This is a genomic window from Erythrobacter sp., assembly GCF_040217515.1.
Classification (GTDB): Bacteria; Pseudomonadota; Alphaproteobacteria; order Sphingomonadales; family Sphingomonadaceae; genus Erythrobacter.
In genome coordinates this window covers 355,602-381,302 of sequence record NZ_JAVJPT010000003.1, presented here as the reverse complement: position 1 = coordinate 381,302, position 25,701 = coordinate 355,602, and the positions used below count along the sequence as shown (strand labels likewise).

At 66.7% G+C, this 25,701-nt stretch carries 30 protein-coding genes; 7 read left to right on the top strand and 23 right to left on the bottom strand.

All coding sequences use genetic code 11. From position 1 onward, the window contains the following. Positions 1-9 precede the first annotated feature (9 nt). From RIB52_RS03490 to RIB52_RS03475, 4 genes are all read right to left on the bottom strand, one after another. Positions 10-348 carry a P-II family nitrogen regulator gene (locus RIB52_RS03490; RefSeq protein ID WP_350172942.1) on the bottom strand — a complete coding sequence of 113 codons (339 nt, stop codon included), beginning with the start codon at positions 346-348 and terminating at the stop codon, positions 10-12. Between the two features lie 216 nt (positions 349-564). Continuing rightward, positions 565-1,134 (bottom strand): pyridoxamine 5'-phosphate oxidase family protein, encoded by a 570-nt coding sequence (locus RIB52_RS03485; RefSeq protein WP_350172940.1) that lies wholly within the window; start codon positions 1,132-1,134, stop codon positions 565-567. Positions 1,135-1,145: 11 nt separating this feature from the next. After that, a complete protein-coding gene (locus RIB52_RS03480; RefSeq protein WP_350172938.1) occupies positions 1,146-2,030 on the bottom strand; it encodes an alpha/beta fold hydrolase in 885 nt (294 codons plus the stop codon). A 51-nt stretch (positions 2,031-2,081) separates the two neighbouring features. After that, complete coding sequence (locus tag RIB52_RS03475) at positions 2,082-3,620, bottom strand: peptide chain release factor 3 (protein ID WP_350172936.1); 1,539 nt, start codon at positions 3,618-3,620, stop codon at positions 2,082-2,084. A gap of 76 nt (positions 3,621-3,696) precedes the next feature. Here RIB52_RS03475 and RIB52_RS03470 point away from each other — a divergent pair, with 76 nt between their 5' ends. Continuing rightward, the gene (locus RIB52_RS03470) at positions 3,697-3,906 is read left to right on the top strand and encodes a hypothetical protein (RefSeq protein ID WP_350172934.1); all 210 of its coding nucleotides are present in this window, start codon (positions 3,697-3,699) and stop codon (positions 3,904-3,906) included. Here the strand turns inward: RIB52_RS03470 and pheT are convergent. From pheT to RIB52_RS03455, 3 genes are all read right to left on the bottom strand, one after another. After that, the gene (gene pheT / locus RIB52_RS03465) at positions 3,903-6,317 is read right to left on the bottom strand and encodes a phenylalanine--tRNA ligase subunit beta (protein ID WP_350172932.1); all 2,415 of its coding nucleotides are present in this window, start codon (positions 6,315-6,317) and stop codon (positions 3,903-3,905) included. The two genes, RIB52_RS03470 and pheT, sit on opposite strands and share 4 nt — an antisense overlap. Beyond that, positions 6,314-7,450 carry a phenylalanine--tRNA ligase subunit alpha gene (gene pheS / locus RIB52_RS03460; RefSeq protein ID WP_350172930.1) on the bottom strand — a complete coding sequence of 379 codons (1,137 nt, stop codon included), beginning with the start codon at positions 7,448-7,450 and terminating at the stop codon, positions 6,314-6,316. The genes pheT and pheS overlap by 4 nt, the downstream gene beginning before the upstream one ends. Positions 7,451-7,565: 115 nt before the next feature. Then, entirely contained in the window at positions 7,566-8,474 is a 909-nt protein-coding gene (locus RIB52_RS03455) for a helix-turn-helix domain-containing protein (RefSeq protein WP_350172928.1), read from the bottom strand. A 110-nt stretch (positions 8,475-8,584) separates the two neighbouring features. Between RIB52_RS03455 and RIB52_RS03450 the strand changes: the two genes are divergently transcribed. Beyond that, the gene (locus tag RIB52_RS03450; RefSeq protein WP_350172926.1) at positions 8,585-9,481 is read left to right on the top strand and encodes an SH3 domain-containing protein; all 897 of its coding nucleotides are present in this window, start codon (positions 8,585-8,587) and stop codon (positions 9,479-9,481) included. A gap of 27 nt (positions 9,482-9,508) precedes the next feature. On the opposite strand, the gene RIB52_RS03445 is transcribed toward RIB52_RS03450, so the two are convergent. The 3 genes from RIB52_RS03445 to rpmI all read right to left on the bottom strand — a co-directional run bounded on the left by RIB52_RS03445 (position 9,509) and on the right by rpmI (position 11,150). Next, positions 9,509-10,423, bottom strand: a complete 915-nt coding sequence (locus RIB52_RS03445; RefSeq protein ID WP_350172924.1) for a helix-turn-helix domain-containing protein — start codon at positions 10,421-10,423, stop codon at positions 9,509-9,511. 140 nt (positions 10,424-10,563) lie between these two features. Further along, a complete protein-coding gene (rplT, locus tag RIB52_RS03440) occupies positions 10,564-10,923 on the bottom strand; it encodes a 50S ribosomal protein L20 (RefSeq protein ID WP_291134076.1) in 360 nt (119 codons plus the stop codon). Between the two features lie 23 nt (positions 10,924-10,946). After that, positions 10,947-11,150: a 50S ribosomal protein L35 gene (rpmI, locus tag RIB52_RS03435; RefSeq protein WP_350172922.1), complete on the bottom strand. Its 204-nt coding sequence runs from the start codon at positions 11,148-11,150 to the stop codon at positions 10,947-10,949. Between the two features lie 294 nt (positions 11,151-11,444). Here rpmI and RIB52_RS03430 point away from each other — a divergent pair, with 294 nt between their 5' ends. After that, positions 11,445-12,056, top strand: coding sequence for a DUF805 domain-containing protein (locus RIB52_RS03430; protein WP_350172920.1), 612 nt, complete (start codon positions 11,445-11,447; stop codon positions 12,054-12,056). Here the strand turns inward: RIB52_RS03430 and RIB52_RS03425 are convergent. From RIB52_RS03425 to hisN, 3 genes are read right to left on the bottom strand one after another with little or no spacing between them, the layout of a single operon-like run. Continuing rightward, on the bottom strand, positions 12,041-12,445 hold the full coding sequence (locus RIB52_RS03425; RefSeq protein WP_350172918.1) for a gamma-glutamylcyclotransferase family protein: 405 nt from the start codon (positions 12,443-12,445) through the stop codon (positions 12,041-12,043). The two genes, RIB52_RS03430 and RIB52_RS03425, sit on opposite strands and share 16 nt — an antisense overlap. Before the next feature lie 2 nt (positions 12,446-12,447). Next, entirely contained in the window at positions 12,448-13,221 is a 774-nt protein-coding gene (locus RIB52_RS03420; RefSeq protein ID WP_350172916.1) for an SDR family NAD(P)-dependent oxidoreductase, read from the bottom strand. A gap of 50 nt (positions 13,222-13,271) precedes the next feature. Beyond that, positions 13,272-14,042 carry a histidinol-phosphatase gene (hisN, locus tag RIB52_RS03415; protein WP_350172914.1) on the bottom strand — a complete coding sequence of 257 codons (771 nt, stop codon included), beginning with the start codon at positions 14,040-14,042 and terminating at the stop codon, positions 13,272-13,274. 229 nt (positions 14,043-14,271) lie between these two features. Here hisN and RIB52_RS03410 point away from each other — a divergent pair, with 229 nt between their 5' ends. Then, positions 14,272-15,309, top strand: coding sequence for a helix-turn-helix domain-containing protein (locus RIB52_RS03410; protein ID WP_350172912.1), 1,038 nt, complete (start codon positions 14,272-14,274; stop codon positions 15,307-15,309). Here the strand turns inward: RIB52_RS03410 and RIB52_RS03405 are convergent. From RIB52_RS03405 to glpX, 8 genes are all read right to left on the bottom strand, one after another. Beyond that, complete coding sequence (locus RIB52_RS03405; protein WP_350172910.1) at positions 15,291-15,668, bottom strand: ribose-phosphate pyrophosphokinase; 378 nt, start codon at positions 15,666-15,668, stop codon at positions 15,291-15,293. The two genes, RIB52_RS03410 and RIB52_RS03405, sit on opposite strands and share 19 nt — an antisense overlap. 147 nt (positions 15,669-15,815) lie before the next feature. Beyond that, a complete protein-coding gene (locus tag RIB52_RS03400; RefSeq protein ID WP_350172908.1) occupies positions 15,816-16,751 on the bottom strand; it encodes a ribose-phosphate pyrophosphokinase in 936 nt (311 codons plus the stop codon). Between the two features lie 140 nt (positions 16,752-16,891). Further along, positions 16,892-17,287 (bottom strand): hypothetical protein, encoded by a 396-nt coding sequence (locus RIB52_RS03395; protein WP_350172906.1) that lies wholly within the window; start codon positions 17,285-17,287, stop codon positions 16,892-16,894. After that, entirely contained in the window at positions 17,287-17,409 is a 123-nt protein-coding gene (locus tag RIB52_RS03390; RefSeq protein WP_350172904.1) for a hypothetical protein, read from the bottom strand. Before RIB52_RS03390 ends, RIB52_RS03395 begins: the two co-directional genes overlap by 1 nt. After that, the gene (locus RIB52_RS03385) at positions 17,406-17,816 is read right to left on the bottom strand and encodes a hypothetical protein (RefSeq protein ID WP_350172902.1); all 411 of its coding nucleotides are present in this window, start codon (positions 17,814-17,816) and stop codon (positions 17,406-17,408) included. The genes RIB52_RS03390 and RIB52_RS03385 overlap by 4 nt, the downstream gene beginning before the upstream one ends. Before the next feature lie 280 nt (positions 17,817-18,096). Continuing rightward, the gene (locus tag RIB52_RS03380) at positions 18,097-18,369 is read right to left on the bottom strand and encodes a hypothetical protein (protein ID WP_350172901.1); all 273 of its coding nucleotides are present in this window, start codon (positions 18,367-18,369) and stop codon (positions 18,097-18,099) included. A 213-nt stretch (positions 18,370-18,582) separates the two neighbouring features. Further along, positions 18,583-19,269: a DUF6920 family protein gene (locus tag RIB52_RS03375; protein WP_350172899.1), complete on the bottom strand. Its 687-nt coding sequence runs from the start codon at positions 19,267-19,269 to the stop codon at positions 18,583-18,585. A gap of 4 nt (positions 19,270-19,273) precedes the next feature. Continuing rightward, positions 19,274-20,296: a class II fructose-bisphosphatase gene (gene glpX, locus RIB52_RS03370; RefSeq protein WP_350173155.1), complete on the bottom strand. Its 1,023-nt coding sequence runs from the start codon at positions 20,294-20,296 to the stop codon at positions 19,274-19,276. A 52-nt stretch (positions 20,297-20,348) separates the two neighbouring features. Between glpX and RIB52_RS03365 the strand changes: the two genes are divergently transcribed. Continuing rightward, entirely contained in the window at positions 20,349-21,056 is a 708-nt protein-coding gene (locus RIB52_RS03365) for a hypothetical protein (RefSeq protein ID WP_350172897.1), read from the top strand. 284 nt (positions 21,057-21,340) lie between these two features. Here the strand turns inward: RIB52_RS03365 and RIB52_RS03360 are convergent, their stop codons facing one another. Both RIB52_RS03360 and RIB52_RS03355 read right to left on the bottom strand, forming a co-directional pair. Beyond that, complete coding sequence (locus RIB52_RS03360) at positions 21,341-22,663, bottom strand: homoserine dehydrogenase (RefSeq protein ID WP_350172895.1); 1,323 nt, start codon at positions 22,661-22,663, stop codon at positions 21,341-21,343. A gap of 102 nt (positions 22,664-22,765) precedes the next feature. Further along, on the bottom strand, positions 22,766-23,626 hold the full coding sequence (locus RIB52_RS03355) for a hypothetical protein (protein WP_350172893.1): 861 nt from the start codon (positions 23,624-23,626) through the stop codon (positions 22,766-22,768). 483 nt (positions 23,627-24,109) lie between these two features. Between RIB52_RS03355 and RIB52_RS03350 the strand changes: the two genes are divergently transcribed. Next, complete coding sequence (locus RIB52_RS03350) at positions 24,110-24,718, top strand: TonB family protein (protein WP_350172891.1); 609 nt, start codon at positions 24,110-24,112, stop codon at positions 24,716-24,718. A gap of 75 nt (positions 24,719-24,793) precedes the next feature. Beyond that, the gene (locus tag RIB52_RS03345; RefSeq protein ID WP_350172889.1) at positions 24,794-25,600 is read left to right on the top strand and encodes a MotA/TolQ/ExbB proton channel family protein; all 807 of its coding nucleotides are present in this window, start codon (positions 24,794-24,796) and stop codon (positions 25,598-25,600) included. Positions 25,601-25,701 lie beyond the last annotated feature (101 nt).

Genomic DNA, 25,701 nt, shown 5'->3' with positions numbered 1-25,701 from the left:
CCCCCTTCGTCACAGTGCCGTCTCCCCGGTTTCGCCGGTGCGGATCCGGGTCGCCGAGGCCAGATCGAGGACGAAGATCTTTCCGTCCCCGATCGCTTCGGTGTTGGCGGTCTGCTGAATTGTCTCGACGACCTGCTGGGCGACTTCGTCGCTGGCTGCGATCTCGAGTTTGACCTTGGGCAGCATGTTGGTGGAATATTCCGCGCCGCGGTAAACTTCGGTCTGGCCTTTCTGGCGGCCGAACCCCTTGACCTCGGAAACGGTCATTCCCGCGACACCGATGGCCCCGAGCGCTTCGCGCACTTCGTCGAGCTTGAACGGCTTAATGACGGCGATGATGAATTTCATGCCTGACCCCTGTTGTTTCCCGGATGTTTCCGGTCACATTCCGGTCAGCAAAAGCCGTGCCAATCCCATCTCCAGGGCGAAACGGGAGGAATCCGCAGGAGTTGTTCGCGTGCGCAACAACGCGCATGCACAAGATTTAACCTATTGGTCACAATTTAGGCAATGCCCGGTCAGGATTTGCGCAAGCGGGCGGGGAGGCGCACAATTATACCGTCTTCAATTGCCCGCGATGAAACGATCGGTCGCGCGGGTCGGGAGACCATCGATGCTCACCGTTCGGCGCGCGGCCTTGGCGGTCCATGCCTCCGGATCGGTCTGGCGATGCGCCTTCTTGAGCGTCTCGCGTTCGCCTTCGAGCGTCATGAAGGGCACGCCCCAGCCGCAGCTCGTCTGGACGCTCTCCACTGCGATGTCGAAGATCTGGCGCGTGCCCGGGAGCAGGTCGAAATGCGCTGCCAAATCCTCCCATCCTTCGTCCTGGGGAAGGACCGGAACGCCGCGGCCGTAAATTCGCAGTATCAGCGCGGGCTGCTGGAAATTGCAGAACATCACAGTGATGCGGCCCGCATCCTCCTGCCTTGCGACGAGATGCGCGTGCGTCTCGTTGCCCGACCCGCCGAGGTCAAGATAGGCGACCCGCGTGGGCGAAAGGACCCGGAAGGCGTCATAGCCCTTGGGGCTGAGATTGATCCGTCCCTCGCGCGCCGCGGTCGCGACGAAGAAGACCGGCTGCTTCTCGATCATGGCAATGTGCTTCGCCTCAAGCGCGTCGAAGAAGTCGGCCATGATTGTCTCCCCTAGTCCTTAAGGAAATCGCGGACAGTGTCGATGAAACGGTCGAACTGGTCGTGGTGAAGCCAGTGGCCGGCCTGTTCGAACTCGAACACACGCGCCGTGTTGAAATGCCTGATGCGTCCGTCCTTCTCCGGGTTGGAAGCCCAGCTGTCCGCCCCGTAGAGCAGCAGGGTCGGGCATTTGATCGCCGCCCAGGTCTGCTCGAGGAATTCATCGGCGACATCCTCGATGCCCCAGACATTGAGATGGGGGTCGAACTTCCAGCTATAGGTCCCGTCCTCGTTGCGGTTGACCCCGTGGATCGTCAGGTGGCGCGCCTGTTCCTCGGTGAGATAGGAATTCTCCTCGATCATCCGGGCAAAGGCCGCCTCGATGCTGTCATAGCGGCGCGGGATGCGGCCGGCGGCCTTGCGTTTCTTCTCGATCCATTCGGCGAGGCGTTCGGGATAGGGGGTGGCGCGCTGCTTGTCGCGCCATTCAGGCGAGGGGCCGAGCCCTTCGATCGCGACCAGTTTCGTGACCATTTCGGGGAAGGTCCCGGCATAGCGCAGCGCAACATTGCCGCCCATCGAATGCGACACGATCGCAACCGGTCCGGTGCCGAGCTGGTGGATCAGCTGCGCAAGGTCATAGACCATGTCCCCGGCGGAGTAATTCCCGTCCGACACCCAGTCGCTGTCGCCGTGGCCGCGGTGATCCATCGCGACGACGCGGTAATCCCCGGCCAGCGCTTCCGCCGTCCAGTCCCAGCTGCGCGCATGGTCGCGCCCGCCGTGAACGAGCACCAGCGTCGGCTTGTCGCCGCGCCCGCCGCTCCCCCAATCCTCGTAATTGAGGCGAAGGCGCTGCGAGATGAAGGTCTGCGAGGTGGGCCCTGTTCCATTCATGCCGCCGCCATGCCGCGAATACACGCGGCCCGCAACCGGGGGAAAGCCGCGTTACCGCTCCTTGGTCGCGGAGAAGGTCAAGTCCGGGTTCTTTTCGACCTGGTAGTTCACGTCCCACGGGCTTTTCGCCATGAAGACAAGATCGCCATCGCGATCACGGGCGAGATTGGCGCGATTGAATTTCTCGAATTCGTCCATCGCGCGCGGCTCGCCCCTGAGCCAGCGCGCCGTTGCGAAAGGCGCGGGCTCCAATGCGGCCTCGACCTTGTATTCGACCGAAAGCCGGTCGACGAACACTTCCAGCTGGAGCTGGCCGACCACGCCGATTATGTGATTAGCGCCGATCTCGGGATAGAAAACCTGGATCACGCCCTCTTCGGAAAGGTCGTCCAATGCCTTGCGCAATTGCTTGGTCTTCGTCGGGTCCTTGAGCTGTACCCGGCGCAGGATTTCCGGCGCGAAGTTGGGCAGGCCGGTGAAGCGGACTTCGTTCTTTTCGGAAAGCGTATCGCCCACCCTCAGCGTGCCATGGTTCGGAATGCCGATGATGTCGCCTGCCTCCGCCGTATCGGCCAGTTCGCGGTCCTGTGCGAAGAACAGGATCGGCGAATGGACCGAAATCGGCTTGCCCAGCCCCGAGGGCGTCAGCTTCATGCCGCGTTTGAACGTGCCCGACACCTGCCGCATGAAGGCGATGCGGTCGCGGTGATTGGGGTCCATGTTGGCCTGAACCTTGAAGATGAAGCCGGTGACCTCGCCCCTGTCGGGCGCGATCTCGCTGTCGCCCGCAGGCTGCGGACGCGGGGGCGGGGCATGGGCGGCGATCGCGTCGATCAATTCGGTGACGCCGAAATTCTTGAGCGCGCTGCCGAAATAGACCGGGGTGAGATCGCCATTGCGATAGGCTTCCGCGTCGAATTCGGGATAGCCGACCTGGGCGAGTTCGGCTTCCTCGGCATAGTTTTCGGGGATCTCCGGGTTTTCCTCGCGCTTGCCGAGGAATTCCTTGGACGGGCCTTCCGGCCGGCACACCGCGCCGCTGGCGAAATCGAGAATGCCGGTAAACTGCCCGCCCATGCCGATCGGCCAGCTCTGCGGCGACACATCGAGCGCGAGCATGTCGGCCACTTCGTCCAGCGTCTCGAACGGGTCGCGGCCCTCTCGGTCGACCTTGTTGACGAAGGTGATGATCGGCACGCTGCGCAGGCGGCAGACCTCGAACAGCTTACGCGTCTGCGGCTCGATCCCCTTCGCCGCGTCGATGACCATGACGGCAGAATCGACCGCAGTCAGCGTGCGATAGGTGTCTTCGGAAAAATCCTCGTGCCCCGGCGTGTCGAGCAGGTTGAACGTGATTGTCTCGCCGCCATAATCCTTTTCGAAGGTCATCACCGATGAGGTGACCGAAATGCCGCGCTGCTGTTCGATCTTCATCCAGTCGGACCGCGCGCGCCGCGCCTGTCCGCGGGCCTTGACCTGACCGGCGAGATGGATCGCGCCGCCCTGCAGCAGCAGTTTTTCGGTGAGCGTCGTTTTCCCTGCATCAGGGTGCGAGATGATGGCGAAGGTGCGGCGCGAATTTGCGGTCATCGCCGGGCCGATAAGCTGCTATGGCCGCCGCGTCCACAGCCGAGAAGGCAAGGACTGCAAGGGTGGGAGACGACGGATGCGCACGGACCTGGTGACTGCGGCCACAGTGCTCGCCGCGCTGGGGCTGGGATTGCCCGCGATGGCGCAGGAAGCGCGCGATGCCGACGGCCATTTCGACCGAATGAGAAGCCCGATGGCCACGCTCGGGGAGGAAATCGCACAAGACACAAAGAGGCTGACGGGAGGAAGGGGGATGAGCGGCGATAGCGCCTCCGCCGCGTCCTAGCCCCTCAGTTCGGCTCCCAGCTTCGCCGCCGCCGCTACGATCCTGTCCGCGATTTCCTTGATCTCGGCATCCTTGTAGCTTTTCTCGGTCGGCTGGAGCGTCACCTCGATCGCGAGCGATTTCTTGCCCTCCGGCACACCTTCGCCGGTGAACAGGTCGAACACGCGCGCGGCGACGATATTGGTCTTGTCCGCTCCCTGCACCGCGCGAAGCAGGTCGCCCGCCGCGAGCGGTTCGGGCACGAGGAAAGCGAAGTCGCGCGTCACCGCCTGCAATTCGGGCGGGGTGAAGCTGGCGCGCGCGAAGCTGACCGGGCCTTTGGCCCCCCTTTTTTCAGGAATCGCATCGAGGAACAGCTCGGCCGCAGCGACCGGTCCGTCGAGATCGAACGCCTTGAGCGTCGCCGGATGGAGCATCCCGAACCGCGCGAGAACGTTCTTCGGACCCAACCTTAACGTCGCCGACTGGCCCGGGTGAAACTGGGCCCCCGCTTCTCCCATCACCATGAGATTCCCGGTCGGCGCACCTGCCGCCTCGAGCAGCGCCAGAGCGGTGGCCTTGGCATCGTAGGCATCGAACAGCGCGGCCTTTCCGGTGGCCCAACCGCGGGGGGCCTTTTCGCCCGCCAGCAACACCCCGAGCGTAGACCGCTCGTCGCTGGCTCCGTCCTTCGCCCGGAAATAGCGCCGCCCGAGTTCGAACAGCCGGGTCGCCGCCGCGCCGCGATCGGCATTGCGCTTTGCCGCCATCAACAGGCCGGGCAGGAGCGAGGGACGCATCACCTTCAGATCTTCGCTGATCGGGTTTTCGAGCGTCCAGAGCGTCTCGCCCTGGGGGGCGAAATGCGCGGCTTCCGCTGCGGGAAGGAAGGACCAGGTCACCGCCTCGTGCAGCCCGCTTGCAGCAGCGGCGCGGCGCATGCGGCGCTCCATCACCTGCTGCGGCGTGGCGGTCGGGCGGGCGACGCCTTCCACGCGCGGCAGGGCAACGCTTTCCACCTTGTCGAGGCCGTGGATGCGCACGATTTCCTCGACGAGATCGGCCGGACCTTCGATGTCGTGCCGACGCAGGGGGCAGGTGACGTGCCAATCCATGTTGATGCTGAAATCGAGGCTTTCGAGAATACGCTTCTGTTCGTCCTCGGGCACGTCGACCCCGCCAAGGCGCTTCGTTAGCCCGGTGTCGAAAACGATGACCTTGGGCTGGGCGGGGGGCGATCCGGCGCGCACGACTTCGCTCGGGGTTCCACCGGCCAGTTCGACGATCAGCCCCGTGAGCAGGTCGAGTCCCGTATCGAGAAAGTCCGGGTCGACTCCGCGCTCGAACCGCGTGCGCGCATCGGAAGCAAGGCCGAGCTTGCGCCCCGTCACGCCGATGCGCGCGGGGTCGAAATAGGCGATTTCAAGCAGCAGGTCGGTGGTATCGTCCGACACGCCCGAATTCTCGCCGCCCATGATCCCGGCGATGTCGTGTACTTCGCGCTCGTCCGCGATCACCACCATGGTGTCATCGAGCGTATAGGTCTTCTCGTTGAGCGCCAGAACCTGTTCGCCCGGCTTTGCCCGCCGCGCATGGACCGCGCCGTGCAGCTTGGCGCAGTCATAAGCGTGCGCGGGCCGACCATAGGCGAGCATGAGATAGTTCGTCAGGTCCACCAGCAACGAGATCGGGCGCTGGCCCGCGCTCTTGAGACGCTGCTGCAGCCAGTCGGGCGAAGGTCCGTTCCTGACGCCCCTGACGACACGGCCGTAGAAAGCGGGGCAGCCATCCGGGTCGTCGGTGCGGATCTCGACGGGGCATTCGCCCGAAGCCGTGAAACCCGGGATCGCAATCGGCTTGAGCGTCCCCAGTCCCGCTGCCGCGAGATCGCGCGCAATGCCGTAAACGCCCATGCAATCGGGCCGGTTCGGCGTCACTGCGACCTCGATGATCGGCGAGGAGCCCTGATAGTCTGCGAAAGGATGCCCGGTGGTCGCGTCATCGGGCAGTTCGAGGATGCCCTCGTGCGATTCCCCGAGGTCAAGTTCCCGCACCGAGCACATCATGCCGGTCGATTCGACCCCGCGGATCGCGGCCTTGCGCAATTCCATGCCGTTCGAGGGCACGACCGCACCTGGCAGCCCCAGCACACCCTTCATCCCGGCGCGCGCATTGGGCGCGCCGCACACGACCTGCAGCGGCTTGCCGCCATTGACGTCCTCGCCCGCATCGACGGTGAGCACCTGCAGCTTGTCCGCATCGGGATGCTTTTCGGCGGTGAGGACATGCGCCACTCGGAAACCGGCAAGCGTTTCGGACGGGTCCTCGACCCCTTCGACTTCCAGCCCGATCGCGTTCAGCGCCTCGGTGATCTCGGCCAGCGTCGCGTCGGTTTCGAGATGGTCCTTGAGCCAGGTGAGCGAGAACTTCATGGCCGCACTCCCACGCCCGCCGAAAGCGTCGGCTGGTCGAACGGCGAAAAGCCGTAATGCCTCAGCCAGCGCGGGTCCCCGTCGAAAAAGGCGCGCAGGTCGTTCATGCCGTATTTCAGCATGGCGATCCGGTCGATCCCGAGGCCGAAGGCAAAGCCCTGCCACTCGCCCGGATCGACGCCCGCGAATTCGAGCACCCGCGGGTTCACCATGCCGCTGCCGCCCAGCTCCATCCAGTCATGGCCTTCTTCGTCGCCATGCCCGCCGACCACGCGGCGACCCCCTTCGTTGGAATAGCCGACATCGACCTCGACGCTGGGTTCGGTGAAGGGGAAATAGCTCGGACGCAGGCGCAGGACGATGTCCTCGCGCTCGAAAAAGGCCCTGAAGAATGTCTCAAGCGTCCATTTCAGGTGGCCGAGATGGATATCCCGGTCGATTACCAGCCCTTCGACCTGGTGGAACATCGGCGTGTGAGTGGCGTCGCTGTCCGAACGATAGACCCGGCCCGGCGCGATGAGGCGCACCGGCGCGCCCTGCTGCATCATCGAGCGGATCTGTACCGGAGAAGTGTGGGTCCGCAGCAGCATGCGTCCAGTCTGGCCTACCGCTTCGCTGCTCGAGGCCGGGCCCCCATCGGGCGCCGCGTCCGGGAAATAGAACGTATCGTGCATCGCGCGCGCGGGATGGCTTTCATCCATGTTGAGCGCGGTGAAATTGTGCCAGTCGTCCTCGATTTCCGGCCCCGTCGCGACCGCAAACCCCAGATCGGCGAAGATCTCCGCGAGTTCGTCCATCACCTGGCTGACCGGATGGATGCTGCCGCGCGGGGTTTCGGGCGCGGGAAGGGTGAGATCGATCGTCTCGCTCGCCAGCTGCGACTCGAGCGCGGCCGCTTCGAGCGACGCTTTCTTCGCCGCGATCGCATCCGCGATTTCAGCGCGCACCGCCTGGATCGCGGGGGCGGCCTGCTGGCGCTCGTCCGGGCTCATTGTCCCGAGGCTCTTGAGTTCAAGGCTAACCCAGCCCTTCTTGCCGAGCGCGGCGACGCGCTGCTCGTCGAGCTGGGCGAGGTCGCTTGCCGCGGCGATCGCGGAGAGCGCTTCGTCCTTGCGGGTATCGAGGTCGGTCATGGTTTCGGGTTCGGCCGGCGGTTTGGTTGAGGGGAAGCGGGTCCGCTAGCGACAAATCGCCCGCCATGCAAAGCGCCTTTGGGTCGGCGCTGCATGTTCGGCGACGCTTTCGCCCTTAGGATGCGCCTTGGGGGCGGTGGAGCCCCTGCACCGCCTGTCCCGCGATCTCCATCCGGGCCCGCGCCGCAGCGACGAGGAAGGGCTTGTCGAGCCTGGTGTAATCGCTCGGATTCATCCCCATGAACCGCTTGAAGTCGCGCACGAAATGGGCCTGGTCGTGATATTGGCAATCGAGCGCCTCGAGCCATTTGAGCGAGGGGTCCAGCATGAATTGCGCAAGGCTGCGCAGGAAACGCTGGCGACGCATCAGCAGCTTGGGGGTGAAGCCGAAAGCGCGCCGCGTCAGCCGTTCGAGCGAACGCACGGTCATGCCGACTCGCTCTGCCAGTTCGGCCACGGTGGCGAGGTCGGGCTCGACCAGCGCTGCATTGATCGCGCGGATCGGACCGCTTTCAACCGTGCGCGCGGGATCGCCCGCCGCGAAAATGCGGTCCATGTGCTGCTCTATGATCGCGAGACCCGCATCGTAGCCCGCTTCCCCCTCGTCGAGCGCGCGGGCGAGCGAATGGAAGGCGGCGAATGCCGGGTCGGCCAGCCCGTCGACGAACCGGTCGACATAATCGCCGGCCTCGCCCTCTACCAAAGCCGCCCAGCCCAGCGGCATCAGCCCGATTCCCCACATCTGGCCCGAACCGATCGCAAAACGTGCCGGCCGACTGGTCGGTCCGGTCGCGGCGAAGGTCGGCACCGGGCGCAGCGCCTCGGTACCGATCGCGCATTCGCACCGCGCGGTCCGGATAAAGCGCATGTTGGGCCATTCGGGATGGAGATAATCCTCGATCACCGGCTCGCGCTCGGAACAGCGGGCCTCGGCGTAATAATAGGTCGTCACATAAGGGCGTAGTTCTTCGCGCGGCAGGGCGAAGCGCACCACGATACCCGGCCCTATTCTTGTCTGTGCCACGCCTGCCGAACCCCCTTCCCCCGTCGATCGGTACGCGCCGGTCGCATTCTTACAACGTTTTCCGCAGGATCAAGCGTAATCATTCTGACACCACAGCAAAGGGGGAAAGGATGAATTACAAAGGTAAATTGATCGCCGCAGCCGCTTGCGCGGCTATCCTCACGAGTTTTTCGAGCCAGGCTCTGGCCCGCGACGACGACGACGAACCGCAGCTCGCCCGGTGTGACGAGAGCATGGGCACGATTGCCCTGATCGACGGGGATCAGGCCGGGTGGCAGGAATGGAAGCTCGGTTCGCCTCGCGCACTGCTCAATGCGCTCGCGCTCGAATCGGGCTGTTTCGAGATCGACGATCCGAACGACTCGGTTCCCGCACGCTTTCTCGTCACCGCGATCGCCGGCAGCAAGGAGGAAGTCGACGAGGGGATGGAGCTCGCCAAGGGTGCGGCGACCGAGGCGCTCCTGCGCAGCGGGGCCGCTGGATCGATCCTCGGAGGCGTGCCGGGAGGCGGCGCCATCCTCGGCCTGTTCGGAGGCCTGGGCGGCAAGAAGCGCACGGTCGCAGCAGGCCTCAGGGTCGTGAGCCCGGCCAACGGCCTTACAGTCGCTGCGGGACAGGGAGTCGTCAAGAAATCGACGATCGAATTCGGCAACTCCGCCTATGGCTGGGCATCGGGTGCAGCGGACGCGGCGGGCTACAGGCGCTCCAAGCGCGGCAGGATGCTGACCGAGGCCTACGTCCTCGCCTTCAACCAGCTCGTCGGCCAGCGCGAACTGATGGCCGCCGCGCCCGAAATCGCCGCCGCTGCTCCGGCCGAGGAAGAACCCGATGCGGTGGTCGCGGTCGATGCGGTGTTGCGCGATGCGCCCGCATCCGATGCCGGGGTCGTACGCTCCTTGCGGCAGGGAACCGAACTCGCGCTGACCGGCCAGCGCGAAGGGCTGTTCATCGAAGTCACCGACAACTACGGCACGCGTGGCTGGGTGTCGGTAGAGAACCTGCGATAAATCAGCGCCCGAAGGCGTCTCGGCCGGTCACCGCGCGGGCCGGTCGAGCGTCTGCGCCGCGCTGCCCCAGGCCTTTGCACGGGCCTCCATGAAGGCGGACAGGATCGGGTGATCGAGCGCGGCGTAATCGCTCGGATTCATGGTCATGAACTCGCGGAACTCGCGGGTGAACTGGGCCTGGTCGTGATAGTGGCCGTCCATCGCCTCGGTCCAGCGCGAGCCGTCGCGCAGCATGAAGGCCGAAAGGCTGCGCATGAAGCGCTGGCGGCGCATCAACAGCTTGGGCGTGAAACCGAAATACCGCCGACATACGCGTTCGAGCGTGCGGATGCTCATGCCGCTCGCCTCAGCGATGTCGGCGACCGACGCGCATGCGCCCGAAACCAGCGCTTCGTGGACTCGCACGATCTTGGGTTCGTCGCGATTGGACCGCATCAGGGCGTCCATCCAGCCGAGGATCGCGGCATATTGTTCATCGAGGCTCGCTTCGGGATCGCACAAGGTTTCGCACAGCGGGGCGAAACGGGCGAAGGCGGGATGGGCCTCCCCGTCGCACACGACATTGGCAAGGTCGTAGGCTTCCGCCTCGACGAAGCGCGCCCAGCCGACGGGCAGGAAGCCGATTCCCCACATGCGCGATGTGCCCAGGCGGAAACGGCAGGGGCGCGAACTCGGGCCCGTGGCGGAAAAGCGCGGGCCGTCGATGCGCGACGATCCGATCTCGGCAAAGGGCCGCGCGCCCGCGAAGAAGCGGATATTGGCCCATTCCGGCTGCAGGTAATCCTCGACCTGGCCGCCGGCCCTTGTCTCGAGATCGAGGTGGTAGAAAGTGGTGAAGCAGCCGTCGAAACGGCCCGGCGGGGGGTGGAAGCGGCTGCGGACGAGCGGTGCCCTGCGCGCGCTTGCGCCAGCCGGTTCGCGGACGAATTCTATTTCCCCCATGCGCTTTCATTGGCGCAGTCGAGGGGATTCGACAAGGTGGCGCGTCGCCGCGCGTTGCGGGTAAACGGCAAGGCCCCGCCGACCCGACTGGTGCGGGGCCGGACGGGGTCCTGGCGATTTCTCTTGCGACCCGCGGCGCGTCAGGCGGGCAGCGCGTCCTTGGCCTGGGCGATGATCGCCTTGAAGGCGGCTTCCTCGTTCATGGCGAGGTCGGCCATCACCTTGCGATCGAGCTCGATGCCGGCGAGCTTCACGCCGTGCATGAACTGCGAATAGGTGAGCCCTTCGGCGCGCACGGCGGCGTTGATGCGCTGGATCCACAGGGCGCGGAAATTGCGCTTCTTTACCTTGCGGTCGCGATAGGCGTACTGGCCGGCCTTCTCGACCGCCTGGCGGGCGACGCGGATGGTGTTCTTGCGGCGACCGCGATAGCCCTTGGCCTGGTCGAGGATCCGCTTATGCTTGGCGCGCGTGGTCACGCCGCGTTTGATACGAGGCATATCTCTATCTCCTTAGTTCGCGGTCAATCGAGCCCGTAGGGCGCCCACTTCTTGACCGTCTTGGTGTCGGCCTCGGAGAGCAGCTTGGTCCCGCGGTTCTGGCGGATATACTTCGCATTGTGGCTGATCAGGCGGTGGCGCTTGCCGGCGACACCGTGCTTGACCTTGCCGGTCGCGGTGAGCTTGAAGCGTTTTTTCACACCGCTCTTGGTCTTCATCTTGGGCATTTTCATCTCCTCATGTGAGAGACACATCGGATCAGCCCTGGCAGCCCTTGTGGCCAGGCCGAACCCTATAATCTGTGTCGGCGAAGGTGCGCCACATAGCGTTTTCGTGCAGGTTTGCAAGCGATTCGGGGGCGATAGTTCGCGCCGATCATACGCGGTGGTCCGGTGCACAGCGACTTTTGCATCGCGGCGCGCCGGGAAGGCCCGGGGCGGAGCATGACGCGCGCCCGCGCGGTAGGAAAGCCCCCTTACGCTCGCTTGCATCGGCTTGGCGCGGCAGGCACGCTCGGACCCATGGAAACCGTCCGACTTACCACCCGTTCCCTGCAACATTGCTGGAGCCGCCTCACAGATTTTTCGGGCCGCGACCGTCGCGAACTGTTCTGGCCTTTCGCGCTTCTCAATCTCGCCGGAACCTTCGTCGCAGTGGCGGTCGTCTTCGCGGTCCTGCTGTCCGGCAGTTTCGAGGCGATCGCGGCCTATGCCGAGGCCAATCCCGACAAGGTGACAGTGATGCGCGGGCCGGGCTCGGTTTCGGTCCGCTTCGACGAGGCGCCGCCGGGCCTCATGCCGGACATGGGCGATTTCCTCCTCCCGATGCTCGCCATCGGCCTCGTCTTCATCGCGCTCCACGCGGCCGCAGTCGCGCGACGGCTGCACGATCTTGGCCGACCCGGCTGGCTCGGCGCGGTTCCGGCCCTGCTGTTCTGCGCCGCCTTCGCGGTGATGTTCGAGCTGTTCGGCGCGGCCGATCGTTCGGCAGAGCCCGGTCCGGGCCTGTTCCTCGGCGGTTTCGCGCTCAACGCGCTCTATAATCTTTCGCTCATCGCGCTCGGCCTCGTCCTCGCGCTCAAGGGCGAGGCCGCGCCCAACCGCTATGGCGAGCGGCCTCAGCTGCCCGAATAGGCGCTCCGCCCCGTCTCCGCCAGCCAGCGGACGAAATCGCCATGCGCGATCGGCTCCGCGCCCTCGGGCAGGTCGCCGGTCCAGACATAGGCCTGAGCCTCGCTCCCGCCCGCTTCCCAGCCATCGACCGGCACGGCCATGCGTTGATATTGCGGCCCCTCGAAGGCATCGAGCACGCCGATATCGACATCGCCCGCCTCGTGCAGAGTGCCGACCACATTGGTGGCGTGTCCCGCACGCGTCAGCACCAGCGCGGGATACCAGCCGCCCGCATCGGGGATCGCGAAAAGCGCGCCCGCAACGCTGGCCTCGGAACCAAGGCCGAGGCCAGCAAGAAAAGGCCAGTCGCCCACGCCTTCGCGCAGCACACCGTAGAAAAAGAGATGCATCGCTATTCCTCGTAAATCATCCTGGCCGTCATCCCGCCATCGACCGTGAGATGCTGGCCCGTAACGAACCCAGCGCCGATCAGGTACTCGACCGCCTCGGCAATATCCTGCGGCCTGCCGACGCGGCCTGCGGGGTGCTGCGCCCGGTCCTTCTTGCGGTGCTCGACCACCTGCCGCTCGGCCTCCTTCTGCCAGTCGCGGGTTTCGATCCAGCCGGGGCGGATGGCGTTCACGCGCACCTGCGGCCCGAGCGAGACCGCCATTGCGTGGGTCAGCGCGTCGATTCCGCCCTTCGAGGCAGCATAGGCGAAGCTTTCGGGTTCGCTCATCACGGCTCGCGTGGAGGAGATATTGACGATGCCCGCCGCCTCGCCCGCCTCCCGATACGCCTCGCGCAGCAGCGGCAGCGCCGCGCGCGAACACAGGAAGGCGGCGGTGAGGCTCGCGTCGATCCACGCCTGCCAGTCGGCGAGGTCGAGATCCTCCAGCGGCCCGCAAAAGGGATTGGCGATGGCCGCGTTGTTGACGAGGGCGCGGAGCGGGGCCTTGCTCGTCCACGAGGCCACCGCCTCGAAGGCTATCGCCACCTCGCGCTCCGATCCGACATCGCAGGGCAGGGTCATCAGCCGCTCCGGCCCGGCCGCGCCGACCAGTTCGGCCAGCGCCTCGGCATCGATATCGAGCGCGGCGACACGCCAGCCCTTGTCCAGAAAGTGACGGACGCAGGCCCGGCCAATGCCCTGCCCCGCCCCGGTGATCGCGATTGTCTTTTGCATAAGGGGCCTAACGGAGCAGAGGAGGCAAGGTGCCCCGGGTTCGGACGGGTCTAGCCCATCGCTTCCAGCACGTCATCAAGCCGCGCCGGATCGCCCAGCGCGATCACGCGCCCGTCCGAATCCCGGTCGAGCGGGTTCCCCATCCAGTCGCTCATCGTGCCCCCTGCGCCTTCGACGACGGGGACGAGCGCGGCGAAATCGTGCAGTTTCAGGTTCGCCTCGATCACGCAGTCGACATGGCCGCTCGCCACCAGCGCGTAATTGTAGCAGTCCCCGCCATAGATGATCTTGCGCTCGGCAACGGCCTTGGCGACGCCCATGAAGGCATCGACATCGGTGCCGGAAAACTGGTGCGGGGTGGTGGTGGCGAGAACCGCGTCGGAAAAATCGCGGCAGGGGCGGGTGCGCACGGGCTTGCCGTTGAAGGTGGTCTCCTCCCCGATCACCCCGACCCAGCGCTCGCCCGCAATCGGCTGGTCGATCACGCCGAGCACGGGCCAGCCGTCCTGCAGCAGCGCGATGAGCGTGCCGAAGATCGCACGGCCCGCGATGAAGCTGGTCGTGCCGTCGATGGGGTCGAGCACCCATTGCCGGCCCGCGCCTTCGTTATGCGTGCCATATTCCTCGCCGATGATACCGTCGTCGGGGCAATGCTCCTCTATCAGGGCGCGCATCGCGGCTTCGGCGGCGCGGTCGGCCTCGGTGACGAAAGAACGGTCGGCCTTGCGCTCCTCGGCCCACTCGCCGCGGAACAGCGGACGGATCGCGGCGCCCGCGGCATCGGCTAGCGCCAGGGCAAGGGCGTGGTCTTTGTCGGTCATGCAGGCGGGCTTTCGCTGGAGCTCTTCGGGAAACGGCCCGCGTCCTAGCCGATTGCGCGGCTTTGGTAATCCCCCGATGGGCGCGGTTTTCGCGAGATGTCCCGGGGCGAAGAAACAAGTCGGGAAAGCGCGTCGCCGGGACGAAACAAGTCAATTTTCCCTTTCACTTGTGAACACTTGGTAGTTGTCCTTATGCTTTGTTTCGCCAGACGTATGGCATCGGGGGAGTATGGCAGGTCCGGGTCGCAATATGGAGGGTGTTGAGCCGCGTTCGGGCGCGACGGCGGACGGCATGCCGCTGTCGCTGAACCGCGCGCCTGCGGCCGATCTCGATCCGTGGGTCGGTCGCATCACCGTCACCCGCGTCCATGCCCCGCGCGATTTCGAAGTCACCTGTTCGGTTTTCAACGATCTCGCCTATGCCCGCGTCGTGCTGGCGGGCGATTGGATCGCCGAAACCCCGGCCGGGGAGATGCGGCTGGGGGCGGAGCCGCTGCTGGCCGGGCCGCAGGCGCGGCGGATGGAGCTGTGGTGCAAGGGCGCCTTTGCGACCGTCAATATCGGCCTGCGCCCGGGCGCGCTGCATTGCCTGCTCGCCCGGCCGGCGGCGCCGCTCGTCAACCGGCTGGAGCGCGAGGACCCGTTCGCGCTGGCCGGGGAGGGGGCGGATTCGCGCTATCCGGCCGACGCCCCGATCGAGGACCTCGCGCTCATCGCGGAAGAGCGCATAAGGGCTTTCATCGCCAGAACAAACCCCAAACAGCCAAGCGCGATCAGCACCGCTTTCGAGGCGGCGAGCTTTGTCGATCCCAATATCAGCCCGGGCGATTTCGCCGAGGAGCACGATATCAGCCTGCGCCAGGTCGAACGGATCGTGCGGCGCGATTTCGGGCTGACACCGCGCACCGTGCTGCGCCGCGCGCGGGCGATGGATCTCGCCTGCCAGATGCTCGGCCTGTCCGACAATCGCGAGGAGCAGGATTTCCTGCTGCGCTATTTCGACCAGTCGCACCTGATCCGCGAATTCCAGCATTTCTTCGGCTCGACCCCGCAGGCTTTCCGTTCGCGGGCCCGCCCGCTGTTGACGCTCAATCTCGAGACGCGGGCGGCGCGGCGGCTGGAGGAACTGCAGCGGATCGCGCCCGGCGCGCGGCGGCCGTGGCACGAAAAGCCGGTCGAGGAAGAGGAGGAGGAAGAGGGCCGGGCGCACGGCGACAGCGAAGAAGCCTGCCACGGCGAGGGGTCCGATCACTTCGATCCGCGCTGATCGCCTCCCCAGTGCTCGAAGGCGAGCCGCTGGTGCAGCGCGACATAGGCCTTCGCCTCCGGCCCCTCCCAGTCGAGCGGCCATTCACCCGGCATTGCGTCCGCAAGGTGCGAGCGTGACACCCACCAGCCCTGCCCGGGCAGCCCGTCCGACTGGCGTACGACCAGCACCGCGAGGCCGGGTTCGCCTGCCAGCCTGCCCTCCTCGTCGATCCGGTCCATCGCCGCGCAGAGCTGGCGCATCAGCGGGCGGGTGAAGGAGTGGCCGAGCGCGAACAGCGCCTGGCTGTAGGTGAGCGGCGTGCGGGCGCGGGCGGCGCCGATGAGCAGGTCGCGGATTTCATGCGGGTCGAGTGGCATGGCGCGTCGGATTATATCGCGATCCCGCGAAGTCGCGAGGCCCGGTCATCGGAGAAAACTCTCCGCAATCTCCCGCGACAGCAAGGAGCGCGCACGTCGGAGCGAAACTGCATGATGTCCCGGCCTCCGCCGGGACTCGCGCCAATCTCAATCGAACAGGCTCGACACGCTGCTCTCGTCCGCGATGCGGCGGATCGCCTCGCCCACAAGCGGGGCGATGGTGAGGATGCGGATCCTTTCGGACTGTTCGGTCGCCTCGGTCGGGCGGATCGAATCGGCGATCACCAGTTCCTTGAGCTTGGACCCGTCGATCCGCGCCACCGCGCCGCCCGACAGCACGCCGTGGGTGATATAGGCCGCGACCGACTTTGCCCCGTTTTCCAGCAGCGCCTCGGCCGCGTTGCACAGCGTGCCGCCCGAATCGATGATGTCGTCGATCAGCACGCAGTGCCGGTCCTTGACCTCGCCGATGATGTTCATGACCTCGCTTTCGCCCGGCCGGTCGCGGCGCTTGTCGACGATCGCGAGCGGCGCGTTGTCGAGCCGCTTTGCCAATGCGCGGGCGCGGACCACGCCGCCGACGTCGGGGGAGACCACCATCAGGTCCTGTTCGCCGTAACGCGCCTGGATATCGGCGGCCATGACGGGCGCCGCGTAAAGGTTGTCGGTCGGGATATCGAAAAAGCCCTGGATCTGGCCGGCATGCAGGTCCACCGCGAGCACCCGGTCGGCCCCCGCCTCGGTGATGAGATTGGCGACCAGCTTGGCCGAGATCGGCGTGCGCGGGCCGGGTTTGCGGTCCTGCCGGGCATAGCCGAAATAGGGCACGACCGCGGTGATCCGCTTGGCCGAGGCGCGGCGCAGGGCATCGATGCAGATCAGCAGTTCCATCAGGTTGTCGTTCGCCGGAAAGCTCGTCGGCTGGACGATGAACACGTCCTCGCCCCGGACATTCTCATGGATTTCGACGAAGACTTCCTCGTCGGCGAAACGGCGCACGCTCGCATCGGTCAGCGGGATTTCGAGATAGGCCGCAATGGCCCGGGCGAGCGGCATGTTCGAATTGCCCGACATGATCTTCATGGCTGCGAATCCTGAGGTTGCGCGTGACGCGCCACGCCTAGCGGCGCGTCACCAAAACGCAACACGCGAGCGGGGATTGTCGTCAGGCGGTCTCGGCGGCCGGCGGGAGGGGCCGACCGGCGAAAGGCCGTCCAGTCGCCCTATCGCAGGCGGGCGCAGGACTTTTCGCCGACAGCCTTGATCACACTGTCATTCGACGAACACACCTTCCTGCTGATGTCGACCTTCAGGCAGATCCGCTTCACCTTCGCGTTGAGCAATCTCCACCTGCGGACCAACCCGTTATGCCGCTCGACATCCTTGTTGTATTCCCGGTTTGCCGAACGATACGTGTCGGCCTTCCTTTGGTCCCGCTTCATTCGGGCCTTGTAGCCATTGATCCTTTCATCAAGACCGTCGCGCAGGTGCAGGAGCATGAGGCATCCGGCGAATGCCTGCTCCCGCGTGAGCGAATCGTCGGCCGCGCGGGCGGGCGCGCTCCCCGGAGCGACGGCGAGCCCTGCTATAGCCGCGATCGCGATGATGGTTCTGAACATTACTGGCCCCCTGTCGTCAGCCTGGAACTGTCATCAGCCTGCGAAATTTCGCGCAGGATATCGGACCCTGCCGCCATGTGGCGTACGGTCGACCGGATCGACACCACCGGACGATCGGTCATCGGCGTCCGAAAAAGAGGCCGCGGTAGGCGCACGGCGTCGCCCTTTCGGTCAGTTCGCGCAGCTCGGGGTCATCGGTCGTGCACACGGCCTGCGCCTGTTTTTGTTTCAAAGAGCCCCGACACAACCTTTTGTAGTCGGACTTAAGGAATTCGAGGTGCCGGCGCACCGCATCGGCGCGCAATGCGCGCTTCTGAACCACGGAATTGCTGCTGCCGACCCGATCGCTCATCGTCTTGACCCAGTGGTTTTCGCTGCGGAGCCAGTCATACTCGCCATCGATGTAGGCTTGCAGCGTCAGGCAGGCCGCGGCCCGATAGGCCGCGTCCCTGTCCTCGTTCGCGCTGGCCCCGCCGTGCACGGCCGCAAGAGAGGCGAGCGCAAGGCCCGCCCCGACGAATCTCATCATGATCGCCCCTCCACTTTCCTGCGCTGAATCCCTGCGCGCCTGGACTTTTTGCTTTTCATTACATAAGCTTGTGGCCGATTCAACCCGGTCGGAGCCCAGTCCCCGGCACGCTTTCGTCGGTGCCTATCGACCAGCCCGGGCAGCATTTCGTCCCCCGCGATCACAGTGCGAGCTCGGGGCACGAAAAAGGCCCGGATACGCGTGGCGCACCGGACCCGGGCCGGAGGTTTCCGGCCGGTTCAACGCTGACAATGGAAGCCCGGCAAGCGCGGGCGGGCGATCAGGTTCCCGGTGACTGGTCCGGGCCGTCATCGGCGATGGCAAAGGCCACTCCGGCTGCCCACAGACCGACAAGGATGAGGGCGAAGACATCCGCGCCCCCCGCGACCCGTTGACCCTCGGCCGTGCGGCCGATGCCCGGCTGCGATTCGGCCGCAGCGGTGTAGGTGCGCGCGCTGTCTCCGGCGCGGGTGTTCGCCTGGGCCGCGATCGGCGTGATCGCGAGCCCGGCTGCGGCGGCCCCGAGGGCCAGTCGGCTAAGCGTTTTCGTCATGATCGCCCCTTTCGCGCATCGTTCGGCCAAGGCACTCGAAGGATGTCGAGGAGCGGGCCCGATGCGTCGGATGGGCACTTTCATAGATGATAAGGGTAAACAATCGCTTATCGACAGGGCGGGCCCGGATTGCGCTGCGCCCCCGCCGGGGTGCGGTCGGCGCGGGTCGGCGCTTGCGGCCGCGCCGGCATGCGCGTCTCGATACGCGGCCCATCAGCCTTCGATCCGCCAGTCCTCGATCCGGCCACGCCAGACCTCGAAACGTTCGCCTTGCCACTCCCAGGCGACCCGGCCTGCATGCGGGATCATGCGACCCGACACGGGGCGGTAATCGGCGAATTCGCCGTGCCACGGGCGCAGGACGAAACCCTTGCCCTCGCGCGCGGGGCGCATGGCGAAAGTGCGCGCGGGCAGCCCGTCCCCGCCCAGATGCAGCTCGACCTCCGCCTCCACCCCGCCGATCCGGGCGGAAACGACGAGCAGGCGCTCGTCCCTTTCCTCGAAACGCAGGCCGGGATTGGAGATGAGCGCATCCGGGTTCCACGCCAGTTCGGCGAGATAGCGTTGCAGCTGGCCCTGCAGCAGTGCGCGCGAGGGCTCGGCCCGCGCCAGGCTGACGAGGCCGAGCGCCCTCACCCGCCCGGCAGGCTCGCCATCGACCAGCGCATCCTCGACATGGACGAGGCCGAGCGGCCCGACCCGTGCGCGCCAGCGGAAAGCGGTCGCAGCGCGCGCCATCCATTGATCCGCGCCAAATCCCATCCAGCGCGCCCCACCGAGGGAGCGCAACGTGCCCGACTGCCGGAAGACTGACCGTCCGCCGGCAGCACCGGCGGGCGCCGCCCGCGCGCCGAGCCGCTCCCCCAGCGCCGCGACGGCATCGGGGAGCGTGCCCGTCATCGCATCAGCCGCGCGGGGCCGTGTCGTGATCCTTGATCCGGTGTTCGCCCCGGATCCAGCGCACCGTGCCGGACGATGCGCGCATGACCACGCTCTGGGTCGACATGATGGTCGCGCCGGTCGCCTTCTTGCGGGTCTTGACCCCGTCGAGCAGCGAGCCGTCGGTGACCCCGGTCGCGGCGAAGATGCAATCGCCCTTGGCAAGATCGCCGAGCGTGTAGATCCGGTCGAGTTCGGTGATGCCCCACTTCCTCGCACGGGCCTTCTCGTCCTCGTTGCGGAAAACGAGCCGCCCGTTGAACTGTCCCCCGACACAGCGCAGAGCGGCCGCGGCGAGCACGCCTTCCGGCGCGCCCCCCTGGCCCATATACATGTCGATCGTCGTGTCCTGGTCGGTCACCGCGATCACGCCCGCGACATCGCCGTCGCCGATCAGCACGACGCCGCAGCCAAGACCGCGCAATTCGGCGATCAGCCCGGCATGGCGCGGCCGGTCGAGCACGCAAACGATGATCTCGGACGGAGCGACGCCTTTCGCCTTGGCCACCGCTTCCACGTTCTCGGTCGGGGTCCTGGCAAGGTCGATGATGCCCTCGGGATAGCCCGGGCCGACCGCGAGCTTGTCCATGTAGACATCGGGCGCGTTCAAGAGGCAGCCCTCTTCCGCCGCCGCCAGCACGGCGAGCGCGTTCGGCCCGGCCTTGGCGGTGATGGTCGTCCCTTCGAGCGGGTCGAGGGCGATGTCGATCTTGGGCCCCTTGCCGGGCGCGCCGCCGACCTTTTCCCCGATATAGAGCATCGGCGCCTCGTCGCGCTCGCCCTCGCCGATCACCACGGTCCCGTCGATATAGAGATCGTCGAAGGCGCGGCGCATCGCCTCGACCGCGGCGGCATCGGCCGCCTTTTCGTCGCCCCGCCCGACCAGCTGCGCGGCGGCGACCGCGGCGGCTTCGGTAACGCGCACCATTTCAAGCACGAGGACGCGGCCCATAGCGGAATCGACATTCGCGGTTTTCTCCGCCAGCATATCGGTAACGGCCGCGTCTTCAGCCGCGTCGCTTGTGGTATTCGGGGTGTTCATGCGCAATCTCTTCCCTGGCAGTTTCGTGTCCGCTCCGCGCGGGTCCCTTGCGGCCCTGCCCGGGGCGCTTAGGCCCATCAGTGGCGTCTTGTCGAGCGCGGCGAGCCGGGCATGGGCGATTCCGCTGGCCGCCTGCATTCCCCTCGCTCTTCCCGATCCGCTGGCGGCGCAGGATGACGGCGTCGTGACGGCGCCGCAGGCGCAAGCGGATGCCGGAACGGACGCGCCGCAGGAGGAAGCCGAATCGCCTCGCTCGCCGATCAACATCATGATCACCGTACCACGCGGAGAGGTGAACGAGGCGGCGATGCAGGAATGCGAGGACGAGGCCGATGCCGGCACGATCAGCGGCGACATCGTCGTCTGCCGCCGCCGCGCCGCGAGCGGGGAGGAACGCTTCTCGAGCCGCGACGAAGCCAAAAGGCGCTATGCCGAGGAAACCGCGTTCAAGGACGCGCCGCGCGCGCCGGACATGTTCGGCATTGCCGATAACGGCAAGGGTATCGGGATAGGCGGCGTTCCCCCGCCCGCGCTGATCATCGATGTCGGGGCGCTCCCCGAAGCGCCCGAGGGCTCGGACGCCGACCGCATCGCGCGCGGCCTGCCGCCGCTGGGACAGGACGAAGAGCTGAGCGAGGAGGAAATCCGCGAGCGCCGCGAGGCTCTCGGCCTGCCGCCGCCCAAGTTCGAGAAGAAGCCGAGATAGCGCCGCGATCTCCTGCGGACACGAAGCAGCCAAAGGCCAACGCAGGAGCTTCGTGCGTCGAAGCGCAGCAGCGCGATGGGCCCGCCTGGGGATTTTTGTTCGGTGTTCGCTCTCGCTCACGTGCGAAGCCGCCCTCTCCCCCGCCCTTCCACCCGGCAGGATATTCTCAAGGGCGCAAGGGCGGGGAGCGGGCGGCGAGGCCCAAGGTTCCCGCGGATGCCGGAGCGCAGTCAAAAAACGGGAGAGGGCGGCTCGGCAGTTCGCAAGCGCCGCAAGAAAAAGGCTCAATCTCGCAGGATCGGCAGCACCAGCGGCTCGCCCGTCAGGCTGTCGGAGCCTTCGAGCAATTCCAGTGCGCGCGTCACGCAGCGCTCCGGCCCTTCATGCGTCACCATGGCGACCAGCACTTCGCCGCCCTCGCGCGATCGTCCGTGCTGGATCAGGCTTTCGATCGACACGTCGGCATCGCGCATCGCCGCAGTGATCTCGGCCAGCACGCCGGGCCGGTCGTTGACGGTGAACCGGATATAGGTGCGCTCGGTGCGGTGGCCCGGTTCGGCCGGTGGCAGGGCGGCGAGCCGGGCGACGGGAATCGAGAACGGGGCGGACACCTCGCTGCGGGCGATATCGATGAGATCGGCCACGACGGCCGAAGCCGTCGGCCCGTCGCCCGCGCCCGCGCCCTGGAACAGCAGGCGGCCGGAGAAATTGCCCTCGGCCACCACGGCATTGGTCGGCCCGTCGACGGGCGCGAGCGGGTGGTCCTTGTGGACGAGGCAGGGCCGCACGCGCTGGAGCAGGCAGGGGCCGTTCGTCCCCTCCTCGACATCGGCTTCCCCGATCAGCCGGATGACGAAGCCCAGCGCATCGGCCTGCGCGATGTCGGCGGCGCGCACCTGGCGGATGCCGGAGACCCTGACCGCCTCGAAATCGACCCGCGCGCCGAAGCCGATGGCGGACAGGATCGCGAGCTTGTGCGCGGCGTCGATCCCGTCGATGTCGAAGGTCGGGTCGGCCTCGGCATAGCCGAGCTTCTGCGCCTCGATCAGCGTCTCGGCAAAGTCCGCCCCGGTCTCCTCCATCTCGGAAAGGATGTAGTTGCAGGTCCCGTTCAGGATGCCGTAGACCTTGGTCAGCGCATTGGCGCTGGTCCCTTCGCGCAGGCCCTTGACCACCGGGATGCCACCCGCGACCGCGGCTTCGAATTTCAGCGCGACGCCCGCGCCTTCGGCCGCTTCGGCGAGGGCAAGTCCGTGATGCGCGATCATCGCCTTGTTCGCCGTGACGAGGCCCTTGCCGCCCTTCAGCGCCGCGCGCGACAGGGCGAGCGCAGGCCCGTCCGCCCCGCCGACCAGTTCGACCACCACGTCCACATCCTCGCGGGCCGCGAGCGCGGTCATGTCGTCCTCCCACGCAAAGGGGGCGATATCGACGCCGCGGTCCTTGGCCCGGTCGCGCGCGCTCACCGCGGTCACCGCGATTCTCCGCCCGGCGCGTGCGGCGATGAGGTCGCGATTGGTTGCGAGCAGCCGGATCACGCCCGCGCCGACCGTGCCGAGCCCGGCGATGGCGATGCGTAAGGGGGCGGCGGTCTGGCTGTCGGGCACGGGTCGGGGCTCCTCGGGTCGCGGGATGTCTCGCCGCCCGCGCTTAGTCATGCGCCGCGCAGCGTCAAGCAGCCGCGCATCGCCCGCGCAGCGCCCCGGTGCTCAATCCGCCTCGGTGATCGCCCGCTCGCATGCGCCCAGTTCGGCAACGACCAGGGCGTAATCCGCCTCGGCCAGCGCGCGGGCATCGGGATTGCGCGCGAGATTGGCGCTGCTCGGCAATTCGCGCGGCAGGGCGCAGGCGAGCCGGTACCAGCGCAGCGTGCCCGGTTCGGGCGGGCGGGCGGACGAATCGATGATCTCGCCCCACGAAACGCCCCATGCCGGCGGCTGGCCGGGACGGCGCAGAACGCTGATCGAGACCGGCGAATCGCCCGCCGTCGACAGGAAGATCTGGGTTTCCGATTCCCCCGCGAGATTGCCGCGGACCGAGAGCGCATCGGCAATGCCGGTGATTGCGGGCGGGCTGCCGGGGGCGACGAGTTCGCGCAGGACGCCGCGCACCCGTTCTCCGAGCCCGGGGTTCCAGGCCAGCTGCCCGGCTTCGTCCACCAGCACGATCGTGCCCGGTCGACCCGGCACGGGATCGGCGAACAGCAGGACCTCGCTCTTCTTGAGCTTGGGCGGCTTGCCCTTGGCATCGAGCGGCACATCGACCAGCCAGGCGAGCGATTCGCGCACGCCGCTGCTCCCGCCGAGCAAAGCGCGGGTTTCGCCTTCGACGTAAAGCCGCGCGAATCCGGGCTCGAGGCCCGGCGCGCGCTCGGGCTTGACCGGCACCTGGTCGCGAATCTGGGCGCGGATGACCATCGCGCTTTCCTCGGCAAGGGTGACGAGATCGGCGTAGGTCGGCTGCGTCCCGGCGGACTGCGGCGCCACTGGGCGATCCTGCGCAAGGCCCGCCCCGCCGGGCCCGGCAAGCGCGAGGACGATCCCTGCGAGGCCCGCCGAAAGCGCGCCCATTTGCTTGTTTTCATTTGTTAATTTCAGGTTAAAGCGCATCCGGGTCCATTCCTTTCGCGGCGCTGCAAGCGGCCCCTCGGTATCGGGGGACATAACAGGTCCCGGGCCGTGAATCCGCCCTGAACCGATAAAGCGTTTGATCACCTAGGGGCCAGTCGTTAAAGCCCGCAAGGCTTGCGCCGGGGTTGGGGACCAAAGTCGGCGCAGCGAGCGTGTCGCACGTGGAACCGGCCAGGCGGGAGTATCTGACGGAGCATGTGGGGCCAGCCGGGTCAGGTCTGACGCTCTCGAACGGGGCAGACGCTCCCGGCGTGGGAGGGCCTGTATTTGGGATTTCGCGCCCCGGCCTGCTTTACCGGGACGCGAACAGGTGTGTCGGCAATCCGCCGACCGTAGTGATGGAGAGAAAGCGACTGGATGGCTTACGCTGACCAAGGAATGACGCCTGCAAAGGTCGTCTCGCTTGCAATCGCGCTCGGCATCGTGGGGCTGATCGGGCTCGCGATGATCCTTGGCCTGACGATTTCGTCGGTCAAGAAGGCGATCGAGCGCGTCGATACGTTCAATGTCGAGGAGGAGGAGCCGCCGCCCCCGCCGGAGGAGCCGGATGAGCCGCCGCCCCCTCAGGAAGAGGTGGCACCGCCGCCCCCGGTCGCGCCGCCGCCGCCGATCAATATCGCACCGGCCCCGCCGCCGATCCGCACTCAGCGCGAGATTCCGCCGCCCGCGCCGCCCGCGCTGACGCTGCCGCCGCCCGCGCCGGCCGCGCCGCCGGCCCCGCCGCCGCCGCCGTCGCTTGCGCGTGGTCCGCAGCCCCGCAATGCGCGTCGCTGGCAGCAGCGCATCATCGACGACTATCCTTCGCGCGCCCTGCGCCAGGACGAGGAAGGCGTAGTCGGCGTCCGGGTCACGGTCGGCACGAATGGGCGCGTTTCCGGCTGTTCGGTGACCTCTTCGAGCGGGTCGAGCATCCTTGACCAGGCCGCGTGCCGGTCGATGAAACGCTATGCCCGCTTCGAACCCGCCCTCAACGATGCCGGCGATCCGACGACCGGCAGCTGGAGCACCCGGATCATCTATCAGCTACAATGACTTGCGTGTCGGGAGCGAGGGCCTGAGCGGCCCGAGCGACCTTTCGGGACATTTCTTTCAAGAGGACTTTTCGCAATGAACCTTTACACTCTCGCGGCCGCCGCCGCCACCGAAGCGCCGAAAAACGAATTCGGCTTCATGGAAGCGATGGAGCAGGGCGGCCCCGTCGCCTGGGCCATCCTCACCGTCATGGTCATCATGTCGGTCGGGTCCTTCTACATCCTGTTCACCAAGCTGTTCGAGCAGAACAAGATCATGAAGCAGTACAAGGCCGTGAAGGGTCAGTTCTGGCGCGCCAGCAGCCTCAAGGAAGGCGCCGCCAAGCTCGAGAAGAACAGCGCCTGGCGCCAGATCGCCGACGACGCGATCGAGGCCCAGGAGAAGCATTCCAAGATGACCGACAGCCTCGAGGCGCATGATTACATGCACGGCTCGCTCCAGCGTTCGGAAGACTCGATCAATTCGAGCCTTGCCGGCGGCCTGCCCTTCCTCGCCTCGGTCGGCGCGACCGCGCCGTTCATCGGCCTGCTCGGCACCGTGATCGGGATCTACCGCGCGCTCATCAATATCGGCATCGCCGGGAACGCGTCGATCGACAAGGTCGCCGGGCCCGTCGGCGAAGCGCTGATCATGACCGCGATCGGCCTGCTGGTCGCCGTGCCCGCAGTGCTCGCGTTCAACTGGCTGCAGTCGCGCAACCGCCGCATCGCCGAGCTGCTCAACAGCTTCTCGACCGACATCCTCGCCTACATCTCGTCAGACGGCGCGGTGAAGCCGGCGGCCGCTCCGGCAGCCTCGAAGCAGTCGGGCGCCAAGCCCGCCGCCAAGAATGCCGGCACCACCGCCACGACCGCGGGCGGCGTGAAGGCCGGCTCGAAGTAAGGCCCTTCCCGCGCGGCGGGCGGGGAGCGACGCTTCCCGCCCGCCGCCGACACATGACGGGCGACGGGTCGGCGCAAGACGGTCGGCACGGCGGGCAAGCC

Excerpts from the sequence above, each read along its gene's own strand:
- RIB52_RS03450 (WP_350172926.1), top strand. The coding sequence starts at position 8,585 with ATGAATTACAAAGGTAAATTGATCGCCGCAGCCGCTTGCGCGGCTATC.
- RIB52_RS03385 (WP_350172902.1), bottom strand. The coding sequence starts at position 17,816 with ATGATGAGATTCGTCGGGGCGGGCCTTGCGCTCGCCTCTCTTGCGGCC.
- RIB52_RS03430 (WP_350172920.1), top strand. The coding sequence starts at position 11,445 with ATGGAAACCGTCCGACTTACCACCCGTTCCCTGCAACATTGCTGGAGC.
- RIB52_RS03395 (WP_350172906.1), bottom strand. The coding sequence starts at position 17,287 with ATGTTCAGAACCATCATCGCGATCGCGGCTATAGCAGGGCTCGCCGTC.
- RIB52_RS03485 (WP_350172940.1), bottom strand. The coding sequence starts at position 1,134 with ATGGCCGACTTCTTCGACGCGCTTGAGGCGAAGCACATTGCCATGATC.
- RIB52_RS03375 (WP_350172899.1), bottom strand. The coding sequence starts at position 19,269 with ATGACGGGCACGCTCCCCGATGCCGTCGCGGCGCTGGGGGAGCGGCTC.
- rpmI (WP_350172922.1), bottom strand. The coding sequence starts at position 11,150 with ATGCCCAAGATGAAGACCAAGAGCGGTGTGAAAAAACGCTTCAAGCTC.
- RIB52_RS03405 (WP_350172910.1), bottom strand. The coding sequence starts at position 15,668 with ATGCCACTCGACCCGCATGAAATCCGCGACCTGCTCATCGGCGCCGCC.
- RIB52_RS03475 (WP_350172936.1), bottom strand. The coding sequence starts at position 3,620 with ATGACCGCAAATTCGCGCCGCACCTTCGCCATCATCTCGCACCCTGAT.
- hisN (WP_350172914.1), bottom strand. The coding sequence starts at position 14,042 with ATGACCGACAAAGACCACGCCCTTGCCCTGGCGCTAGCCGATGCCGCG.
- RIB52_RS03345 (WP_350172889.1), top strand. The coding sequence starts at position 24,794 with ATGAACCTTTACACTCTCGCGGCCGCCGCCGCCACCGAAGCGCCGAAA.
- pheT (WP_350172932.1), bottom strand. The coding sequence starts at position 6,317 with ATGAAGTTCTCGCTCACCTGGCTCAAGGACCATCTCGAAACCGACGCG.
- RIB52_RS03480 (WP_350172938.1), bottom strand. The coding sequence starts at position 2,030 with ATGAATGGAACAGGGCCCACCTCGCAGACCTTCATCTCGCAGCGCCTT.
- rplT (WP_291134076.1), bottom strand. The coding sequence starts at position 10,923 with ATGCCTCGTATCAAACGCGGCGTGACCACGCGCGCCAAGCATAAGCGG.
- RIB52_RS03355 (WP_350172893.1), bottom strand. The coding sequence starts at position 23,626 with ATGGGCGCGCTTTCGGCGGGCCTCGCAGGGATCGTCCTCGCGCTTGCC.
- RIB52_RS03490 (WP_350172942.1), bottom strand. The coding sequence starts at position 348 with ATGAAATTCATCATCGCCGTCATTAAGCCGTTCAAGCTCGACGAAGTG.
- RIB52_RS03420 (WP_350172916.1), bottom strand. The coding sequence starts at position 13,221 with ATGCAAAAGACAATCGCGATCACCGGGGCGGGGCAGGGCATTGGCCGG.
- RIB52_RS03425 (WP_350172918.1), bottom strand. The coding sequence starts at position 12,445 with ATGCATCTCTTTTTCTACGGTGTGCTGCGCGAAGGCGTGGGCGACTGG.
- RIB52_RS03400 (WP_350172908.1), bottom strand. The coding sequence starts at position 16,751 with ATGAAGATCATGTCGGGCAATTCGAACATGCCGCTCGCCCGGGCCATT.
- RIB52_RS03380 (WP_350172901.1), bottom strand. The coding sequence starts at position 18,369 with ATGACGAAAACGCTTAGCCGACTGGCCCTCGGGGCCGCCGCAGCCGGG.
- glpX (WP_350173155.1), bottom strand. The coding sequence starts at position 20,296 with ATGCTGGCGGAGAAAACCGCGAATGTCGATTCCGCTATGGGCCGCGTC.
- RIB52_RS03390 (WP_350172904.1), bottom strand. The coding sequence starts at position 17,409 with ATGACCGATCGTCCGGTGGTGTCGATCCGGTCGACCGTACGCCACATG.
- RIB52_RS03365 (WP_350172897.1), top strand. The coding sequence starts at position 20,349 with ATGCGCAATCTCTTCCCTGGCAGTTTCGTGTCCGCTCCGCGCGGGTCC.
- pheS (WP_350172930.1), bottom strand. The coding sequence starts at position 7,450 with ATGACCGACCTCGATACCCGCAAGGACGAAGCGCTCTCCGCGATCGCC.
- RIB52_RS03445 (WP_350172924.1), bottom strand. The coding sequence starts at position 10,423 with ATGGGGGAAATAGAATTCGTCCGCGAACCGGCTGGCGCAAGCGCGCGC.
- RIB52_RS03410 (WP_350172912.1), top strand. The coding sequence starts at position 14,272 with ATGGCAGGTCCGGGTCGCAATATGGAGGGTGTTGAGCCGCGTTCGGGC.
- RIB52_RS03470 (WP_350172934.1), top strand. The coding sequence starts at position 3,697 with ATGCGCACGGACCTGGTGACTGCGGCCACAGTGCTCGCCGCGCTGGGG.